Source organism: Microbacterium sp. UBA3394 (assembly GCF_002358725.1).
Classification (GTDB): Bacteria; Actinomycetota; Actinomycetes; order Actinomycetales; family Microbacteriaceae; genus Microbacterium; species Microbacterium luteum.
In genome coordinates, this window is the sequence record NZ_DEPK01000148.1 from 1 (window position 1) to 15981 (window position 15981).

Below are 15981 nucleotides of genomic sequence, written 5' to 3' on the forward strand. Positions count from 1 at the left end.
GAGTCGGCGCCACCGGACAGGCCCACCACGAGCGGAGCGTCGGCGGCGAGGCGGGCCAGGGCGCCGCGCACCGCGCGACGCACGTCGGCGACGGCGGGATCCAGACTCGGACGGTGCGGCATGCGGCCACGGTACCGCGCGCATCGGCGCGCCTCACGGGGAGCCGGCGTGCAACTAGGCTGGTCGCGCATCCGCACGTCTTCCGAAGGAGCAGCAAGCATGGGCGCGTACGACGCCGTCATCGAGATCCCTCGCAACAGCAGCATCAAGTACGAGGTCGACCACGGCACCGGCCGGGTCTACCTCGACCGCATCCTGTACACCCCGATGGGATACCCCTCCAACTACGGGTTCTTCGAGAACACCCTGGGCGAAGACGGCGACCCGCTCGACGTGCTCGTGCTGCTGGACCGCGACATCATGCCGGGCGTGCTCGTGAAGGTGCGGCCCGTGGGCGTGCTGAAGATGTCGGACGAGGCCGGCGGCGACGACAAGGTCGTCGCAGTTCTCGCGAACGACCCCCGCTGGAACCACATCCAGGACGTCTCCGACATCGATGAGTGGACACGCAACGAGATCAACCACTTCTTCGAGCACTACAAGGACCTCGAGCCCGGCAAGTGGGTCAAGGTCGACGAGTGGGCGGATGCCGCCGAAGCCGAACGCCTCGTCGACGAGGCCTTCGCGCGGTTCGAGGAGCACGAGGGCGAGACCCGCACGCAGGGTGAGGGCGAAGCCCCGAGCACCCGCTGATCCGAACGGGAGACCACATGGCGCGACGCGGTGCGGTGCGACGGCGCATCGCCGTGATCAGCGACGCGGTCGCGTCGCGCCTGTGGCCCGCGCCGCTCATCGCGGTGATCGGGGCCGTGCTCATCGGCCTGGCGCTGCCGGAGCTCGACCGCTCCGTCGACGCGTCCCTCGCCGACACGGTGACGGCGTTCATCTTCTCCGGCGGGACGGATGCCGCGCGCGCCGTCCTCTCCGCGATCGCCGGATCCCTCATCACGGCCACGTCGCTGACGTTCTCACTGACGGTGGTCGCCCTGCAGCTGGCGAGCAGCCAGGCGTCTCCGCGGCTCCTGCGCATGTTCGCCTCGGACCCGATGGTCCAGGGCACGCTCGCGGTCTTCCTCGGCACGTTCGCGTACGCGCTCACGGTGCTGCGCACGGTCGAGAACGCCACCGACGAGGCAGACGCCTTCGTGCCGCGCATCGCGGTGACCGTCGCCTCGGTACTCACCCTGGTGAGCGTCGTGGTGCTCACCTTCTTCCTCGCTCATCTCGCCCGGCAGCTCCGGGTGGAGACGATGATGCGCGATGTGCATCGTGAGGCGGCGCACACCATCGCGCTGCTGGCGGATGCGCCACCCGGAACCCCCGCCCCGGCACCGATCGAGCCCGACCGCGGGCACACCGTGTTCGCGCGCACGTCGGGCTTCGTCTCCGGCGTCGACCGCGGCGAGCTGATCGATCTCGCCGTCGCTCACGACATCGTGGTGCGCGAGCTGCGCCCCGTGGGCGGCAGCATCATCGCGGGCACGCCGCTCGCACGATGGTGGCATCCCGCCCAGATCGACGGGCCGGGGCGCACCGACGAGCGCATCGCGGATGAGATCGCCGCGTGTTTCAGCGCCGACTACGAACGCACGCCCGCGCAGGATGTCGGGTTCGGGCTGCGGCAGCTCGTCGACGTCGCCAGTCGCGCCCTGTCCCCGGGCGTCAACGATCCGACGACAGCGGTCCACGCGCTCAGCCACATCTCCGCGCTCCTGTGCGACCTGGCGGCCCAGCCCCCGCGCCCGGAGGCGTACGCATCGCAGGACGGCGTCACGCGCCTGCTCCCGTGCGGCGACGACTTCGCCGAACTCCTCGATGTCGCGATCTCACCTATTCGTCGCTACGGCGCCGGCGCACCGGATGTGCTGGAGCGGCTGCTCTGGACGATCGATGACGTCGCGTGGCACGTGCAGCACGCCGCGCAGCGCGATGCCCTGTCGCAGCAGCTGGGACGAATCGAGGCGTCGCTCGAGGCATCCGATCTCGATGCGGTCGAACGCGACCGGTTGGCCGCGGCCGCTCAGCAGGCCAGGGCCACGCTCGAACGCGCGTCGTCGGCCTGATCGGTGCTCAGACGCTGACGCCGCGCGCCGCCATGAAGTTGATCGGGTTCACGGGAGAGCCGTTGATGTACGTCTCGAAGTGCAGGTGACAGCCGAAGGAGTTGCCGGTGTTGCCCTCGGCGGCGATGGCCTGCCCCGCGCTGACGCGCTGGCCGTAGCCCACCCAGATCCCACCGTTCTGGATGTGGGCGTACCCGGTGCCGATGCCGCCGCCGTGGTCGATCTTGATGTAGTTGCCGTAGCCGCCGTTGTATCCGGCGTAGACGACTGTTCCGGCTGACGCGGCGTAGATCGCAGAACCGCAGCCGGCCGCGAGGTCGACGCCCGCGTGGAAGCTGGAGGAGCAGTAGCTCGGACCGCACTGGCTCGTGCGCCATCCGTATCCCGAGGATCGGTACCCGGAACCGGGCCGCGCCCACCCGGATCCGACGACGGCACCGCCGTTACCGCCACTGGAACCGGACGACCCGCCACTGCTGGAGCCGGAGGATCCGCCACCGGAGTTCTGCTGCTCCTGTTTCGCGCGTTCGGCCGCCTCGCGGGCGAGGCGCTCGGCCTCCGCTTTGGCCCGGGCGGCGGCTTCGGCCTTGCGCCGCTTCTCCTCTTCGACGCCCGCCTTGTAGTCGGCGATCGTCTGGGCGGTCTCGTCTTCAAGGGCCGCGAGCTGGGCCTGAAGGGTGGAGAGATTGGACTCCTGCGCAGCGAGGGCGGCCTGAGCGGCCTCTGCCTTCTCCTGCGCCTCGACCATCTTCTCCTCGGCGACCTTCTGCAGGCGATCCCGCTCCTGGCGAGCCACCTCGGCCTGGTCGGAGAGGCTCTGCGCGGCGTCGCGCGCCGTGACGGCCTCGCTGTAGACGGTCTGGTTCCGCTCGAGCAGCTTGTCCATCGTTCCCAGGCGCGACAGCAGGTCGTCGGCGGTCGCCGCCGAGCCCGAGAAGAACAGTTCCAGCGAGGTGTCGTCGCCGCCGTTGCGATACAGCTGCGCCGCCACTCGCCCGGCCTTGTTCGCCGCCTCGTTGGCGGCCTCGGCCTGCTCGTCGGCCTGAGCCTGAAGCTCATCGGCCTTGAACGACGCCTCGAAGAACGCCTGCTGCGCCTCGTAGAACTCGTTCGATGCGGCCTCGGCTTCTGCCTGCGTGCGCGCGACCTCGGCCTGCAGGCTCGAGATGAGGTTGCGGATCTTGGAGACCTCGGCGGCCTTCGCCGCCTCGTTCGCCTTGGCGGCTTCGACCTCATCCCACGAGGGGTAGCCCTCGATGGCGATCGCACCCGGAGAGTAGGCGAGCGACGAGAAGGTCAGGAATCCCAGGGCGCCGAGTGCGCCGATGCCGATCGCCGAGCGGCGGTTCACCGACGGCCAGAGCCGCTTCTTCTCCGCTTCGGTGGGCGCGCAGCCGCAATCGAGGTCGCTGTGCTGGGCGTCCACGGATCCTCCTCGCAGGGGCAGTCAACGTTGATCACAGTAGCAACACGAGTCACAACCGCAACAGGTGCGGACCGATTTCCGCACGATGAACGATCCCCTCCCCGATGGGCTGTTCGCCGTCGGCGCGCCGCGAGAACGGTCATACGGGGGCCGATTGGCGTTTCCACGGAATCTCTCTTATGCTTGAGCGTCGGTAAGCGTGAGCACCGGGTCGCAAGATCAGGGGTTCATTCGGCCCCATCGTTTAGCGGCCTAGGACGCCGCCCTTTCACGGCGGTAGCACGGGTTCGAATCCCGTTGGGGTCACTCTTTCCGACACAACTCAACAATCATGGCCCTGTAGCGCAGTTGGTTAGCGTGCCGCCCTGTCACGGCGGAGGTCGCGGGTTCAAGTCCCGTCAGGGTCGCTCCGAGCGACGGGCCTTCTTTCGAGGAGGCCTTTCGTCTAGGACGCGGCAGACATGTCGCGCGGCTCTGTAGCTCAGTTGGTAGAGCGTTCGACTGAAAATCGAAAGGTCACCGGATCGATGCCGGTCGGAGCCACACGGGTGATCGTTACAGTCACCCCAGGAACCCTCGCGTAGCTTCTACATCGCGGGGGTTTCGCTTTGCCCGGTCAGAGGGCGCGCCGGCCGTGAACAGCACAGGAGATTCGACGGCGGAAGCCGCGAAAGCTCGCGACCCCGCCGCTGCGCGGCAGAATCTCCTGTCATCTTCACCTTCACCGCCTATCGGCGGGCTGAGACGTGACGCGGCTGCGCCGGTCTGATCGCGCGAGGTAGCGCGTACCGTGCGCCTCTACCCCACGGACAAGGCGGCCGACAACATCGAACGCCTGGACGCCGCGTGGAACCGGCTCCTGGAGGGCATTCTCGACGACCGAGAAGTAGCGGAGACGATCGTGCGCCTCCAACGCATCGAGCACGCGCTATCGGAGCGCCATGGAACCCCGGACATCCCCGACGCCACGACGTCGTGAGTGTGTGAGGCTGGGGACATGGGGCCGCTCGAGCAGGAGGAACTCCGTCGCCTGCGTCTGCGCGCCTACGGACCGTCCGCCGACATCGACCGCGACCCCGCCGCGATGGCTCGACTGACCGAACTCGAAGCCGCCGCCGGCACGGGGGATGCTTCGGACACGCCCGCGCCGGAACCCCATCGCGACAACCCCTCGGACCCACGCCCCAAGGCCCCCGCGGACGCGTCGATGATCGACGCGTCGCTCGTCGATGAGGCGGCGCCCGTCGCCGACGGCGATCCTGCCGTCTGGTCATCGTCGCCGGATACGAGACGGCGACCCCGCTGGCTCGTGCCAGCCCTCTGGGCGGCGTCACTGGCGATCACGGCCGTCTTCGCGGCGATCGTCACCTCGACCGCATCTTCGCCGCCGACCGCGGCGCCCGACGGCGGCACGCCCGTCGCGGTGCTGGCTCCCGACCCGAGCTTCGACCCCTCGGAGATCTTCGGCACCCGAGGCTACGGCGCCCAAGGCTTCGAGGACTTCCATGGCCTGACGCCGATCGCCGTCGACGACCGGTGGGCCGCCAGCTTCGGAACGGATTCCTGCCTGATGATCGTCGCCACGGGAGTCGTCGACGGCGACGACGGCATCTATACGGGACGCTGGCGCACCGGATGCGCGGCGGGCCCGATCCCGGCGAGTGTCGCGATGGACGTCGATTCCACCGTTCCCGCCGAGACCAGCGTCGCCTATCCCGACAGCGTCCTGCTGTTCGTGCACGAGGGCGACCTCGTGCGCGTCTACGAGTACCCCGCGACGTAGGACCGCCTCTGCGCCGGCGCATCGCCCGGATACGCCGCGCTGAGGATTCGCACAAGGGGAATGCAGGCCCGGTCACACTCGGCCAGAGTGGCTGCATGACAGAGCGTCGGCCCGTCGTGTCGGCCCGCGGCGTGCACAAGTCCTACGGTCGCGGAACCGCACGCTTCGAGGCGTTGCGCGGCGTCAGCCTCGACATCGATGCCGGCGAGAGCGTCGCGATCGTCGGCAAGAGCGGATCGGGCAAGTCCACCCTCATGCATGTGCTCGCCCTCATGGATGCCCCCACGTCGGGAACCGTGCACCTCGACGGCCGGGACACCGCCGCGCTGCGCGGCCGCGCACTGAACCGCACCCGCAACACCACCTTCGGCTTCGTGTTCCAGCAGTTCTTCCTGACACCGAACGCCTCCGTGCTCGAGAACGTCACCCTGCCCCTGAAGATCGCCGGCGTGGGCGCACGCGAGCGGCGGCGCAGGGGCATGGCCGCACTGTCGCAGCTCGAACTCGACGACAAGGCCCGCAACCGGGCGACGGATCTGTCGGGCGGGCAGAAGCAACGGACCGTCATCGCGCGAGCCCTCGTCAACGATCCTCGCATCATCTTCGCCGACGAACCCACCGGCAACCTCGACTCGGCGACCGGCGGGATCGTGGCCGACATCCTCTTCGACCTCAACCGGCGGCACGGGATCACCCTCATCCTCGTGACGCACGATCACGATCTCGCCGCCCGCTGCGACCGGCGCCTGCACATCCGCGACGGGGTCTTCGACGACGCGGAGGCGATGACGTGAGAACGTCGAGCCTCATCTCGTCCGCGGTGCAGAACTCGTTCCGCGCCAAGACCCGAACGCTGCTCACGGTGCTCGCCGTGTTCATCGGCGCCTTCACCCTCACCGTGACCAACGGCCTCGGCACGGGGGTCGGCCGGTTCATCGACGACACCGTCGCGGCGATCGGCGCGGACGGGGTGCTGACCGCGACCAAGGCGAGCGAGACCGCGCCGACCGGCTTCGGTGACGAGCCGCTGGAATACGATCCGGATGTGGTCGACACCACCGTGCCCGGCGCACCCGACGGAGCACCCGGGGCCACCACCGGTGTCGTGGCGATGACGCCCGACGACATCGCCGAGCTCGAGCAGATCGAGGGCGTGGACCGGGTCGAACCGACCAAGGGTGTCTCGGCGGACTTCATCCGATACGGCGAAGACGGCACCCCGTACGTGACCGCGGTCGAGAACACCGTGCCCGGGCAGAAACTGCAGATGGCCGCCGGATCGGAGCCGTCGGGCTCATCCGACGAGCCCGAGGTCGCGATCCCCGTCTCCCTCGTCGAGCCGCTCGGCTTCGCCGATCCCGACAGCGCGATCGGCGAGATCGTCACGATCGCCGTGACCGACGGTTCCCGCACGCAGCACCTGCTGGAGGCGACCGTGACCGGCGTCGTCGAGGAGACCTTCAGCGCGGGCACGACGACCATCCCCAACTCCGCCGCCACCGACGAGCTCTTCGCCCTGCAGAACACCGGCGTGCCCGAGGAAGACCTCGACCGATACGCGACGGCGAGCGTGTTCTTCGACCCCGAGGCAACGGATGCCGAGGTCGAGGCGCTCAAGGAGCGCCTCGACGATGCCGGCTACACCGGCCAGTCGATCGCCGACCAGCTCGGCGCGTTCGTCGCGGTCATCGACGGCATCGTGCTCATCCTCAACGCCTTCGCGATCATCGCGCTCGTGGCCGCAACGCTCGGCATCGTGAACACGCTGCTGATGTCGGTGCAGGAACGCACGCGCGAGATCGGGCTCATGAAGGCCATGGGCATGGGATCGGGGCGGGTCTTCGCTCTGTTCAGCCTCGAGGCGATGTTCATCGGATTCCTCGGCAGCGCGCTGGGGGCTGCCGCGGCGATCGCCCTGGGCACCACGGTGAGCCGTCAACTCGCAGCGACCCTGCTCGCGGATCTGCCCGGCCTGGAGCTGTTCGCGTTCGATCCGCTGTCGATCGTGCTGACCACCGCGGTGGTGATGTTCATCGCCTTTCTCGCCGGCACGCTGCCGGCGGCGCGCGCCGCTGCGGCCGACCCGGTGGCGAGCCTGCGCTACGAGTGACCGGGCGGAGCGACGGTCACGTCGACCTGGAGCTCGGCGGCGATCTTCTCCAGGGCGAGCCGCACATCACCGGGATCACCGCCGCCGAGCATCCGGGCCGTGAACGTGGCCTCGAAGAGTCGCCCGCCCGACATGGCGGCATCCCGGGTCTCGGTCGACAGGTGGTCGATGCTCAGACCGTGCAGCTCGAGCGTCGATGCGAGCTCGCGCACGATTCCGGGGCTGTCGTTGCCGAGCACGGTGAGCTCGAGCTCGACGCCGGTGCGCTCGGAAGCGCGCGGGTTCTCGTGCACCGCGACCGCGAGCGTGCCCTCGAGCGTGGCGAGCGCTTCGCGCAGCCCGTCCGCTGCGGAGTCTGGCACGACGACCTCGATGACGCCGGCGAAGGTTCCCGCGAGCTCGGCGAGTTCGCTGCGCTCCCAGTTGCCGCCGTGATCGGAGACCAATCGGGAGACGGCCGCGACGAGACCGGCGCGGTCATCGCCGACGATGGTGAGCACGAGCACGGTCACGGGCTCGATGCTACTGCTCGGGTGCCGGTTGCGACACCGAGGTCGTCGTCGCCCGCTCCCGATCGCGTCGCACATCCGGATGCATCCGCGGCGAGCGCCGCTCCGAACAACCTTCAGCGGGGAACGACCCCGGGATGAGGGGACGAGCATGGCAGCGACACGAATGTCGGCGCGCGCCTGGCTGTGGAGCGCACTGTCCGGGCTGATCGGCGGCGCGGCCTTTCTCGCCGCGGCGGAACTCGTCGCGCTTCTCGTCGCCCGCGGAGCGAGCCCCGTGCTCGCGGTCGGCTCGTTCATCGTCGACGTGGTGCCGCAGCCGCTGAAGGAGTTCGCGATCGCCACCTTCGGCGAGGCCGACAAGCTCGTGCTGCTGATCGGCATCGGGCTCGCCGTCGCCATCGCCGCCGCCCTGGCCGGCGTGCTGCAGTACGTGCGCGCGCCGCTCGGCGTCGCCGCCTTCGTGCTCGCGGGCATCCTGGCGACGGCCGCGACCGTCACCCGCGCCGGCGCCACGGTGCTCAGCGCCCTGCCGCCCGTGGTCGGCACGATCGCCGGCGCCGTCATGCTGATGCTCCTCGTGAACCGGCTCCGGCGCTGGCTGAATCCCGACCGGGCGCTGCAGGCATCCCCCACCGACACCTCGTCTTCGGCGACGGACGAACCCGCATCCGCGGATGCGCGAGGCGTCGACCGTCGCGGGTTCTTTCGCTTCGGCGCGATCGCGGGAGTCTCCGCGGTCATCGTCGGCGTGGGGGCTCGCGCGATCAGCGCGGCGACCTCCTCGCTCGGGGCGATCCGCGAGGAGCTCGCCCTCCCCGAGCCGGGAAGCACGGTGACGATCCCGGAAGGGGCCGAGTTCGACATCGACGGCCTGTCACCGCTGATCACGCCGAACGAGGACTTCTACCGCGTCGACACGGCCCTGACGGTGCCGACGGTCGACCCGGCGACGTGGCGGCTGGTCATCGACGGCATGGTCGACGAGCGAATCGAGATGAGCTTCGACGACCTGCTGGCGATGGGTGTCGACGAGTACGCCGTCACCCTCACGTGCGTCTCCAACGAGGTCGGCGGCGGCCTGGTCGGCAACGCCGTGTGGCTGGGCGTGCCGATCCGCGACGTGCTCGCACGGGCGGGCGTGCAGGACGGTGCCGACATGGTGCTCTCGCGCAGCGTCGACGGCTACACCGCATCCACCCCGCTCGCCTCGCTCACCGACGACGGTCTCGACGCGATCTTCGCCGTGGGCATGAACGGCGAGCCTCTCCCGGTCGAGCACGGCTTCCCCGTGCGGATGGTCGTGCCCGGGCTGTACGGCTACGTGTCGGCGACGAAGTGGGTCACCGAGCTGAAGGTGACGACCTTCGCCGAGGACGAGGCCTATTGGACACCGCGCGGGTACAGCGCCAAGGCGCCGATCAAGTTCTCCTCGCGCGTGGACACCCCGCGCACCGGCACGCCGGTTCCGGCGGGAACGGTGCCGATCGCGGGCATGGCGTGGGCGCAGACGGTGGGGATCGAGCGCGTCGAGGTGAGCATCGACGACGGCGAGTGGCAGCAGGCGACGCTGTCGCCCCCGATCAATGACGACACCTGGGTGCAGTGGTACCTCGAGTGGGAGGCGGAGCCGGGCACGCACTACGTCGCCGTGCGCGCGGTCAACGCCGACGGTGATCTGCAGATCGAGGAGCGCGCCCCCATCGCCCCGGACGGCTCATCCGGGTGGCAGCGCGTGCTCGTGACCGTGGAGTAGGCCGCCTCAAGCGTCCGTTTCCGCGTCTCCGCCGGTCCGCCGAGCGACCCCTTTCACGTCGAGCCACCCCTCTCCTGCGGACGCGAAAGGGACTGCTCGGCGAAAGAGGGATGGCTCGGCAGGAGGGCACGCCCACCCGCGGCGAGATGCGCCGCTCGCGGGCACTGTGGAAGACTCCCCGCGTGAGGCCCTGCCGAGTCCCCGCCGCCCCTCCTGTCACCGCATTGCTCCTCTTCGGGCTGAGCGCCTGCACGTTCGGCGAGCCTGATCCAGAACCCTCCGAGACAGCCGCAGCGCCCGCCGCCCCGGCACCGTCGTCCTCCGCGACGCCGACTGATACGCCGCGGTCCTCGGTGTCGCCGTCACCGTCACCCTCCAGCGCTCCACCCGCCGCCGAGAGCGGTGGTTCTGGCGACGGCTTTCAGGGCGGATCGGGCGGAGCCGGCGGCTCCACGGGCTCCGGCGGAACGCACGGTTCCGGCGGTGGGTCCCGGCCCGCACCGACGGTGCACCCCACATCCTCTCCGACCCCGAAACCCACACCGAGCCCGACCCCAGCCGTGCCGCCGGCATGCGCCACGGACCCGACGGACCCGGGCATCCCCGTGATGGACTTCGGCTCTATCGCCGAGTACTCGACCACGCCGAACGCCCAAGGCGAGGACTGCACGGGCTTCCGCGCATTCCTCTCGACGGGTCTCCCGCAGTACGACTCCCAGTCCTTCGAGTTCTTCGGACACCTCGTGGAGGCCGACGGCGACGTCAACTCGATCGCGCTGATGTCGCAGGGCAACACCGTCGTTCCCGGCCTCCAGGTGCCGTGGTTGACGGTGGAGGAGGCAGGCCTGATCTACAACCGCCTGTCCCTCGACGACGGGCCCGCCTTCGGCGGGATCTACGGGCTCGCCAACCTGTCGGCACCCGTTTCGATCGCCTACGACCCGTGGAACATCCACGTCGAGAAGGCCACTGCGGACGAGCCCACACAGGTCATCGACATGCGCGTGGTCTCCGGCACTGTCGGCGCGGTCGGTGCCGAGTACGAACTCACCGTCGGGGTCGAGGTCGAGGTGCCGGGCGCGAGCACGGCGCAGTGGGCTGAGCTCTCTGTCACGGCGCAGGACCGCACCGGCATCATCCAGTGGGGGTACGGCCCGAACGGGTTCTTCCCGCTGTGGATGTTCGATGGCAAGCCGCTTCCCGCGCAGGGCGGTGCCATTCCGACCCAGGATCAGCGCACACCGATCACCGACACCTACGGCGGAGACATCGGCTCCTACCTGGCAGCGACGGGTGACCCGATGACCGGCCAGGGATCGCAGTATTACTCCATGCCCCTCGTGGAGGTCTCCGAGTGGTCGATCCGGATCGGCGCCTCCTACGTCGCCGGCGGCACGGAGGGCCGGCTCTTCTTCGACAACCTCACCGAGACCTACAACGAGTCGGCGCAGTACGTGGTGAAGAACGGCTACGAGTGGACCGAGTTCTCGGTGCAGCTGCCCGAAACCCGCCAGGGCATGCTGATCGCGACCACGGGCCAGGCGGAGGTCGGCGACCTCCACTACGCGATGATCGGGGGCGCGGGCTCGACCCAGGCAGCGAACGGCACGCTCCGACCGACGGCGAACTGGCCGCAGGGGGCGATCGAGATCACCCCGACCGCCAAGACGTGGACCTCACCCGGCAGCTGCTACCTCTACCACCTGGAGTACGACGTGACGCTCTCGGCATCGGGCACGCGCCCCGCCGCCGACCTCACCTTCCGCGCGGCCAGCGAGAACCAGGAGCTCGTCGCATTGAAGAGGGCCGTGTACGAGGGGCTCTTCGTTTACGAGGGCACCCTCGACGGCGAGCAGGTCAGCGGGTACGCGTGGGGCGAGATCCAGGGAGTTCCCCCAACGGGTGACCCGACACCGCCGAACTGCGGGTGAGGTGCGTCCTCACAGCTCGCCGGGAGCGGACGCGAGGTCGTCGATCTCCTCGACGACCTGTCGCGCCTTGGACGGCTCGCCTGCCTTGCGCGGTGCGTAGACGACGAGCGAGTGGAAGACGAAGCGCACGAAGAAGGCCAGCACGAGGGTGATCGCCGTGGCCAGCACGGCGGAGACGTGCCCGGTTTCCACCAGCAGCGCGACGAGGGGGATGCGCACGATCGCCTCGGCGTTGTTGAAGCCGAACGACTTCGCAAAGCGCACCCACCCGCCCGATGCGGCGCCCTTCATGTCCTGGAAGACGAAGCGCTCCATGAGCAGGAAGTTGCCGATGATCGTCGCCTCCGCGGCGACGATCGCGGCGATGAGGTAGTCGACGCCGAGCGCGGTCAGCGCCCAGACGATCGCAAGGTTGGCGATCGCGCCGAGTCCGCCGATGATGGCGAACAGCGACATCTTGCCGAAGCGCAGCGCCGTCAGCTGCGAGAGGAAGTGGATGCCCTGACGCACCGACGCTTTGGAGTCGCCCGCGTGCCGGTCGGCGAAGGTGAAGGGCACCTCCGCGACGCGCAGGGGCTTGCGCGCAAGGATCTCCAGCAGGATCTTGAACCCGCGCGGACGCAGCGTGTCCGCCTCGATCGCGCGCCGATCGAGCACGAAGAACCCCGTCATCGGGTCGGAGACATCCCGAAGCCGCACCGGGAACATCGATTTCGTCACCGCCGTCGACACCTTCGACACCAGCACGCGGGTCTTGTCGGCGAAGCCGGCATCGGCCTGACCTGCCTGGTAACGCGAGGCGGCGACGACATCGGCATCCCCCACCGAGAACCTCTCCCACAGCGCCGGGATGTCCTCGGGCGGATGCTGCAGGTCGGCGTCCATCACGAGACACGCATCCGAACGGGCCGCGGCGAACCCCTCGACCACGGCACCGCCGAGTCCGCCGGTTCGCTCGTCGCGGTGGATGATGCGCAGCGGCACTCGGGTCGTCTCGGCGAGAGAGCGCACGACCTCGGGGGTGTCGTCGGTGCTGTCGTCGACGACGATGATCTCCGCATCGATTCCCCGGACGGCATGCGCGATGCGCCCCACGAGTTCCGCCATGTTGGGCGCCTCGTTGAAGGTCGGCACGATGATCGAGAGCTGCATCCGGCGTCCATCGTCCCACGGCCGGCGCCCCCGCGTTGCCGCGCGATTACGCTGGATGCCATGACTTCTCCCCTCGATTCCGCCACGATCACGATGTTCGGCGCCGACTGGTGCCGCGACTGTATCCGCACGAAGGCGCAGCTCGACGGCCTCGGCGTCGAGTACACGTACGTCGACCTCGTCGCGACGCCCGACGCCGCGGAGGTCGCTCGCGACATCTCGGGTCGCACCAACATCCCCGTCGTGGTCTACCCCGACGCGTCCCACCACGTCGAGCCGACCAACGCCGACGTCGAGGCCAAGCTCCGCGAGCTCTCCCTCATCTGAGCGCGGGCGTCGCGATCTCCGCCGACAAACGCGGAACGCCGCGGGACACCACGCATTGCGGTGTTTCTCGCGGCGTTCGGCGTTTCTCGCGTTGGGCGGTTGTCGGGATGCGCGCCGGCGAGCGGTGGAGCGTAGCCTGAAGCCGAAGGAGACGGCCATGACGAACCTCGACCCCGCGGTGATCGCCGCCCGCTTCGGACCGCGAGCCGACGTCGGCCACCTCGCCCTCACGGGGGAACACGGCGTCGTGCTCCCCGCGTTCACCGACCACCACGTGCATCTCGACCTCTTCGCCGAGCACGCCCTCGCCGCGCGGGGGATCGCCGGCGTCGTCGACCTCGGCGGCGACCCCTACGCCCTCGCTCGCCGCGATCCGCACGCCGTGCCGCGCCCCGCGTACGCGGGCGCCTTCCTCACCGCCCCGGCCGGCTATCCGACCGGGCGCTCCTGGGCACCCGACGCCATCGTGCGTCACGTCACCGACCCGTCGCGGCATCCCGGTGTCGCCGGGGGCGCGGCGACGGCGGTCGACGAGCAGATCGAGTGCGGTGCGCGCGTGATCAAGGTCGCCCTGAACGCCGAGGCGGGTCCGACTCCGGAGCCCCCGATCATCGAGGCGATCGTGGCGCACGCACATGACCGCGGCGTGCCCGTCGTCGCCCACGCGCAGGGAACGGGGATGTTCGCGCGGGCGCTCGATGCCGGCATCGACGCCCTGGCCCACACCCCCTTCACCGAAATCCTCGACGAGGCCGACATCGCCCGCGCGGTCACGGCGGAGCAGATCTGGATCTCGACGCTCGACATCCATCGCGACGCGCCGGAGCACGCCCGCACGGCCGAGACGAACCTCACGAGGTTCCACGCCGCCGGCGGCCGCACGCTCTACGGCACCGATCTCGGGAACGGCGATCTGCCCGTGGGCGTCGACCCTCGCGAGATCTCCGCCCTGGTTGCGGCGGGCTTCGACGCCGCCGCGGTCGTGGCGGCGCTCGCCGACCCGTGGCCGTTCCCGGATGCGGTCCCGGGCGTGTGCACCTTCGTCCCCGGCCGTCCGCCCGGCGACGAGCGCGACCTCGGCGCGTGGCTCGCGACGGCCTCGACGGTGCCGATCGACGAGATCAGCCGCGATGAACCCTGACCTGGCGGCCACGGCCGACGCCCTCGACACCGCGGACCCGCTGCGGGGGTTCCGCGACCTGTTCGTCGGCGAGGACACCCCGCTGGTGTACTTCGACGGCAACTCCCTGGGCCGGCCCCTCACGTCGACGGCGGGGCGCCTGGAGCGGTTCGTCCGCGACGAGTGGGGCGGTCGGCTCATCCGGGGCTGGGACGAGTCGTGGATGGATCTGCCGTTCGCGATCGGCGACGAGATCGGCCGGATCGCGCTGGGCGCCGCTCCCGGGCAGACCGTGGTCGGCGACTCCACCACGGTGCTGCTCTACAAGCTGATCCGCGCGGCCCTCGAGGCGCAGATGGCTCGGGATCCCGCCCGCGTGGAGATCGTGGTGGGAACGGACGACTTCCCCACCGATCGCTACGTCGTCGAAGGCATCGCCGCCGAGCGGGGCGCACGCGTGCGCTGGATCGACGTCGACCACGCCGGGGGCGTCACCGCCGACGGGGTCGCCGCCGCCGTCGGCGAGACCACCGCGGTCGTCATGGTCAGCCATGTCGCCTATCGCTCCGGGCACCTCGCCGACGCGGCACGCATCACCGAGATCGTGCACGATGTCGGTGGCCTCACCGTCTGGGACCTGTCGCACTCGGTGGGCTCGGTTCCGATCCATGCCGATACCTGGCGATTCGACGCAGCCGTCGGCTGCTCGTACAAGTACCTCAACGGCGGTCCGGGCTCACCCGCGTTCGCCTACGTGGCGAACAGGCACCAGGCCTCGCTCACCCAGCCGATCCAGGGATGGATGGGCGCCGCCGACGTCTTCGCGATGGGGCCCGAGTATCGCCCCGCCGACGGCATGCGGAGATTCCTGTCGGGAACACCGCCGATCCTCGGGATGCTCGCGATCGAGGACACGCTGGCCGTCATCGACGATGCCGGGATGCCGGCGATCCGCGAGAAGTCGATCGAACTGACCACGTTCGCGCTCGAGGTCGTGGTCGAGGAACTCGCCCCGCTCGGCGTCGAGGTCGCCTCGCCGATCGACACCGCCTCGCGCGGCGGCCACGTGACGCTGCGGCATCCGCTCATGAGACAGGTGACCGCAGCGCTCTGGCGGCGAGACGTGATCCCCGACTACCGCGACCCCGACGGACTGCGCATCGGCCTGTCTCCGCTGTCGACGTCGTTCGCCGAGACGCTGACCGGACTGCTGGCCGTGCGCGACACGCTCGTTCGTCTGACCCCGCCCGACTGACCCCGCGAGGAACCCCGTGACCACCGCGCCCATCGACCTCGCCGCCGAGACTCGCGAGGCGCTCGACGCCGATATCGACGCGCTGCACCGCGGCGCGCGGCTGTGGACGGGGCTCTCGCTCGATCAGCGGGCGACGCTGCTGGAGAGCATCCACGCGAGCACCGCCGCGGTGAGTGAGGAATGGGCCGACGCGGCGGCCGTCTCGAAGAGTCTGCCGCCCGGCCATCCCCTGCGCGGCGAGGAGTGGTTCACGGGTCCGTATATGACCCTCGTCTCGACCGAGTGGCTGGCCCGCACGATGCGGAACCTCGCGCGCGGCGGAAATCCCCTCGACGGGGTGCCGATGGATCTCACCGCCGACGGCCGGGTGCGGGCGCGGGTGTTCCCCGGCGACGCGTCGGATCGGATCATCGCGTCGGGATTCACCGGCGAGGTGTGGTTCGACCGCGACGTCACCGTCGCGCGTGCCCGAGCCGCCGCCGGGCTCGG

General features: G+C 69.9%; 14 protein-coding genes, 3 tRNA genes and 1 pseudogene. 15 read left to right on the plus strand and 3 right to left on the minus strand.

Annotated features, from left to right (window positions below; genetic code table 11):
• Positions 1–219: 219 nt before the first annotated feature.
• On the plus strand, positions 220–753 hold the full coding sequence (gene ppa / locus B4E30_RS08695) for an inorganic diphosphatase (protein WP_286794792.1): 534 nt from the start codon (positions 220–222) through the stop codon (positions 751–753).
• Positions 754–770: 17 nt separating this feature from the next.
• Positions 771–2123, plus strand: coding sequence for a DUF2254 domain-containing protein (locus B4E30_RS08700; RefSeq protein ID WP_286794794.1), 1353 nt, complete (start codon positions 771–773; stop codon positions 2121–2123).
• Positions 2124–2130: 7 nt separating this feature from the next.
• Here B4E30_RS08700 and B4E30_RS08705 read toward each other — a convergent pair whose 3' ends face one another.
• Positions 2131–3549, minus strand: coding sequence for a M23 family metallopeptidase (locus B4E30_RS08705; RefSeq protein ID WP_071045138.1), 1419 nt, complete (start codon positions 3547–3549; stop codon positions 2131–2133).
• A 233-nt stretch (positions 3550–3782) separates the two neighbouring features.
• Here B4E30_RS08705 and B4E30_RS08710 point away from each other — a divergent pair.
• The 7 genes from B4E30_RS08710 (at position 3783) to B4E30_RS08740 (ending at position 7442) form a co-directional block, all read left to right on the plus strand.
• Positions 3783–3855 (plus strand) — tRNA-Glu (locus B4E30_RS08710).
• 27 nt (positions 3856–3882) lie between these two features.
• Positions 3883–3956 (plus strand) — tRNA-Asp (locus B4E30_RS08715).
• A 63-nt stretch (positions 3957–4019) separates the two neighbouring features.
• Positions 4020–4092 (plus strand) — tRNA-Phe (locus B4E30_RS08720).
• Between the two features lie 247 nt (positions 4093–4339).
• Complete coding sequence (locus B4E30_RS08725; RefSeq protein WP_194384359.1) at positions 4340–4528, plus strand: hypothetical protein; 189 nt, start codon at positions 4340–4342, stop codon at positions 4526–4528.
• Positions 4529–4546: 18 nt separating this feature from the next.
• A complete protein-coding gene (locus B4E30_RS08730; RefSeq protein WP_194384358.1) occupies positions 4547–5332 on the plus strand; it encodes a hypothetical protein in 786 nt (261 codons plus the stop codon).
• A 95-nt stretch (positions 5333–5427) separates the two neighbouring features.
• Positions 5428–6126: an ABC transporter ATP-binding protein gene (locus tag B4E30_RS08735; protein WP_194384357.1), complete on the plus strand. Its 699-nt coding sequence runs from the start codon at positions 5428–5430 to the stop codon at positions 6124–6126.
• Positions 6123–7442: an ABC transporter permease gene (locus tag B4E30_RS08740; RefSeq protein WP_286717555.1), complete on the plus strand. Its 1320-nt coding sequence runs from the start codon at positions 6123–6125 to the stop codon at positions 7440–7442. The genes B4E30_RS08735 and B4E30_RS08740 overlap by 4 nt, the downstream gene beginning before the upstream one ends.
• Here the strand turns inward: B4E30_RS08740 and B4E30_RS08745 are convergent.
• Positions 7433–7954, minus strand: coding sequence for a glycine cleavage system protein R (locus tag B4E30_RS08745; protein WP_286717553.1), 522 nt, complete (start codon positions 7952–7954; stop codon positions 7433–7435). The two genes, B4E30_RS08740 and B4E30_RS08745, sit on opposite strands and share 10 nt — an antisense overlap.
• Before the next feature lie 148 nt (positions 7955–8102).
• Between B4E30_RS08745 and B4E30_RS08750 the strand changes: the two genes are divergently transcribed.
• Positions 8103–9707, plus strand: a complete 1605-nt coding sequence (locus B4E30_RS08750) for a molybdopterin-dependent oxidoreductase (protein ID WP_286717552.1) — start codon at positions 8103–8105, stop codon at positions 9705–9707.
• Between the two features lie 608 nt (positions 9708–10315).
• Positions 10316–11638, plus strand: coding sequence for a hypothetical protein (locus B4E30_RS08755; protein WP_286717551.1), 1323 nt, complete (start codon positions 10316–10318; stop codon positions 11636–11638).
• Between the two features lie 9 nt (positions 11639–11647).
• On the opposite strand, the gene B4E30_RS08760 is transcribed toward B4E30_RS08755, so the two are convergent.
• On the minus strand, positions 11648–12790 hold the full coding sequence (locus B4E30_RS08760; protein ID WP_286717550.1) for a glycosyltransferase: 1143 nt from the start codon (positions 12788–12790) through the stop codon (positions 11648–11650).
• A gap of 60 nt (positions 12791–12850) precedes the next feature.
• Between B4E30_RS08760 and B4E30_RS08765 the strand changes: the two genes are divergently transcribed.
• The 4 genes and pseudogenes from B4E30_RS08765 to B4E30_RS08780 all read left to right on the plus strand — a co-directional run.
• Positions 12851–13117: a glutaredoxin family protein gene (locus tag B4E30_RS08765; RefSeq protein WP_194384353.1), complete on the plus strand. Its 267-nt coding sequence runs from the start codon at positions 12851–12853 to the stop codon at positions 13115–13117.
• A gap of 157 nt (positions 13118–13274) precedes the next feature.
• Positions 13275–14258 carry a hypothetical protein gene (locus tag B4E30_RS08770; protein ID WP_286794797.1) on the plus strand — a complete coding sequence of 328 codons (984 nt, stop codon included), beginning with the start codon at positions 13275–13277 and terminating at the stop codon, positions 14256–14258.
• A complete protein-coding gene (locus B4E30_RS08775; RefSeq protein WP_286794799.1) occupies positions 14248–15492 on the plus strand; it encodes a kynureninase in 1245 nt (414 codons plus the stop codon). Before B4E30_RS08770 ends, B4E30_RS08775 begins: the two co-directional genes overlap by 11 nt.
• A 16-nt stretch (positions 15493–15508) precedes the next feature.
• Positions 15509–15981: pseudogene (locus B4E30_RS08780) on the plus strand (aldehyde dehydrogenase); the annotation flags it as partial.

Coding starts and splice junctions, on each gene's coding strand:
- B4E30_RS08750 (WP_286717552.1), top strand. CDS start 8,103: ATGGCAGCGACACGAATGTCGGCGCGCGCCTGGCTGTGGAGCGCACTG.
- B4E30_RS08760 (WP_286717550.1), bottom strand. CDS start 12,790: ATGCAGCTCTCGATCATCGTGCCGACCTTCAACGAGGCGCCCAACATG.
- B4E30_RS08770 (WP_286794797.1), top strand. CDS start 13,275: ATGACGAACCTCGACCCCGCGGTGATCGCCGCCCGCTTCGGACCGCGA.
- B4E30_RS08735 (WP_194384357.1), top strand. CDS start 5,428: ATGACAGAGCGTCGGCCCGTCGTGTCGGCCCGCGGCGTGCACAAGTCC.
- B4E30_RS08700 (WP_286794794.1), top strand. CDS start 771: ATGGCGCGACGCGGTGCGGTGCGACGGCGCATCGCCGTGATCAGCGAC.
- B4E30_RS08730 (WP_194384358.1), top strand. CDS start 4,547: ATGGGGCCGCTCGAGCAGGAGGAACTCCGTCGCCTGCGTCTGCGCGCC.
- ppa (WP_286794792.1), top strand. CDS start 220: ATGGGCGCGTACGACGCCGTCATCGAGATCCCTCGCAACAGCAGCATC.
- B4E30_RS08755 (WP_286717551.1), top strand. CDS start 10,316: ATGGACTTCGGCTCTATCGCCGAGTACTCGACCACGCCGAACGCCCAA.
- B4E30_RS08765 (WP_194384353.1), top strand. CDS start 12,851: ATGACTTCTCCCCTCGATTCCGCCACGATCACGATGTTCGGCGCCGAC.
- B4E30_RS08775 (WP_286794799.1), top strand. CDS start 14,248: ATGAACCCTGACCTGGCGGCCACGGCCGACGCCCTCGACACCGCGGAC.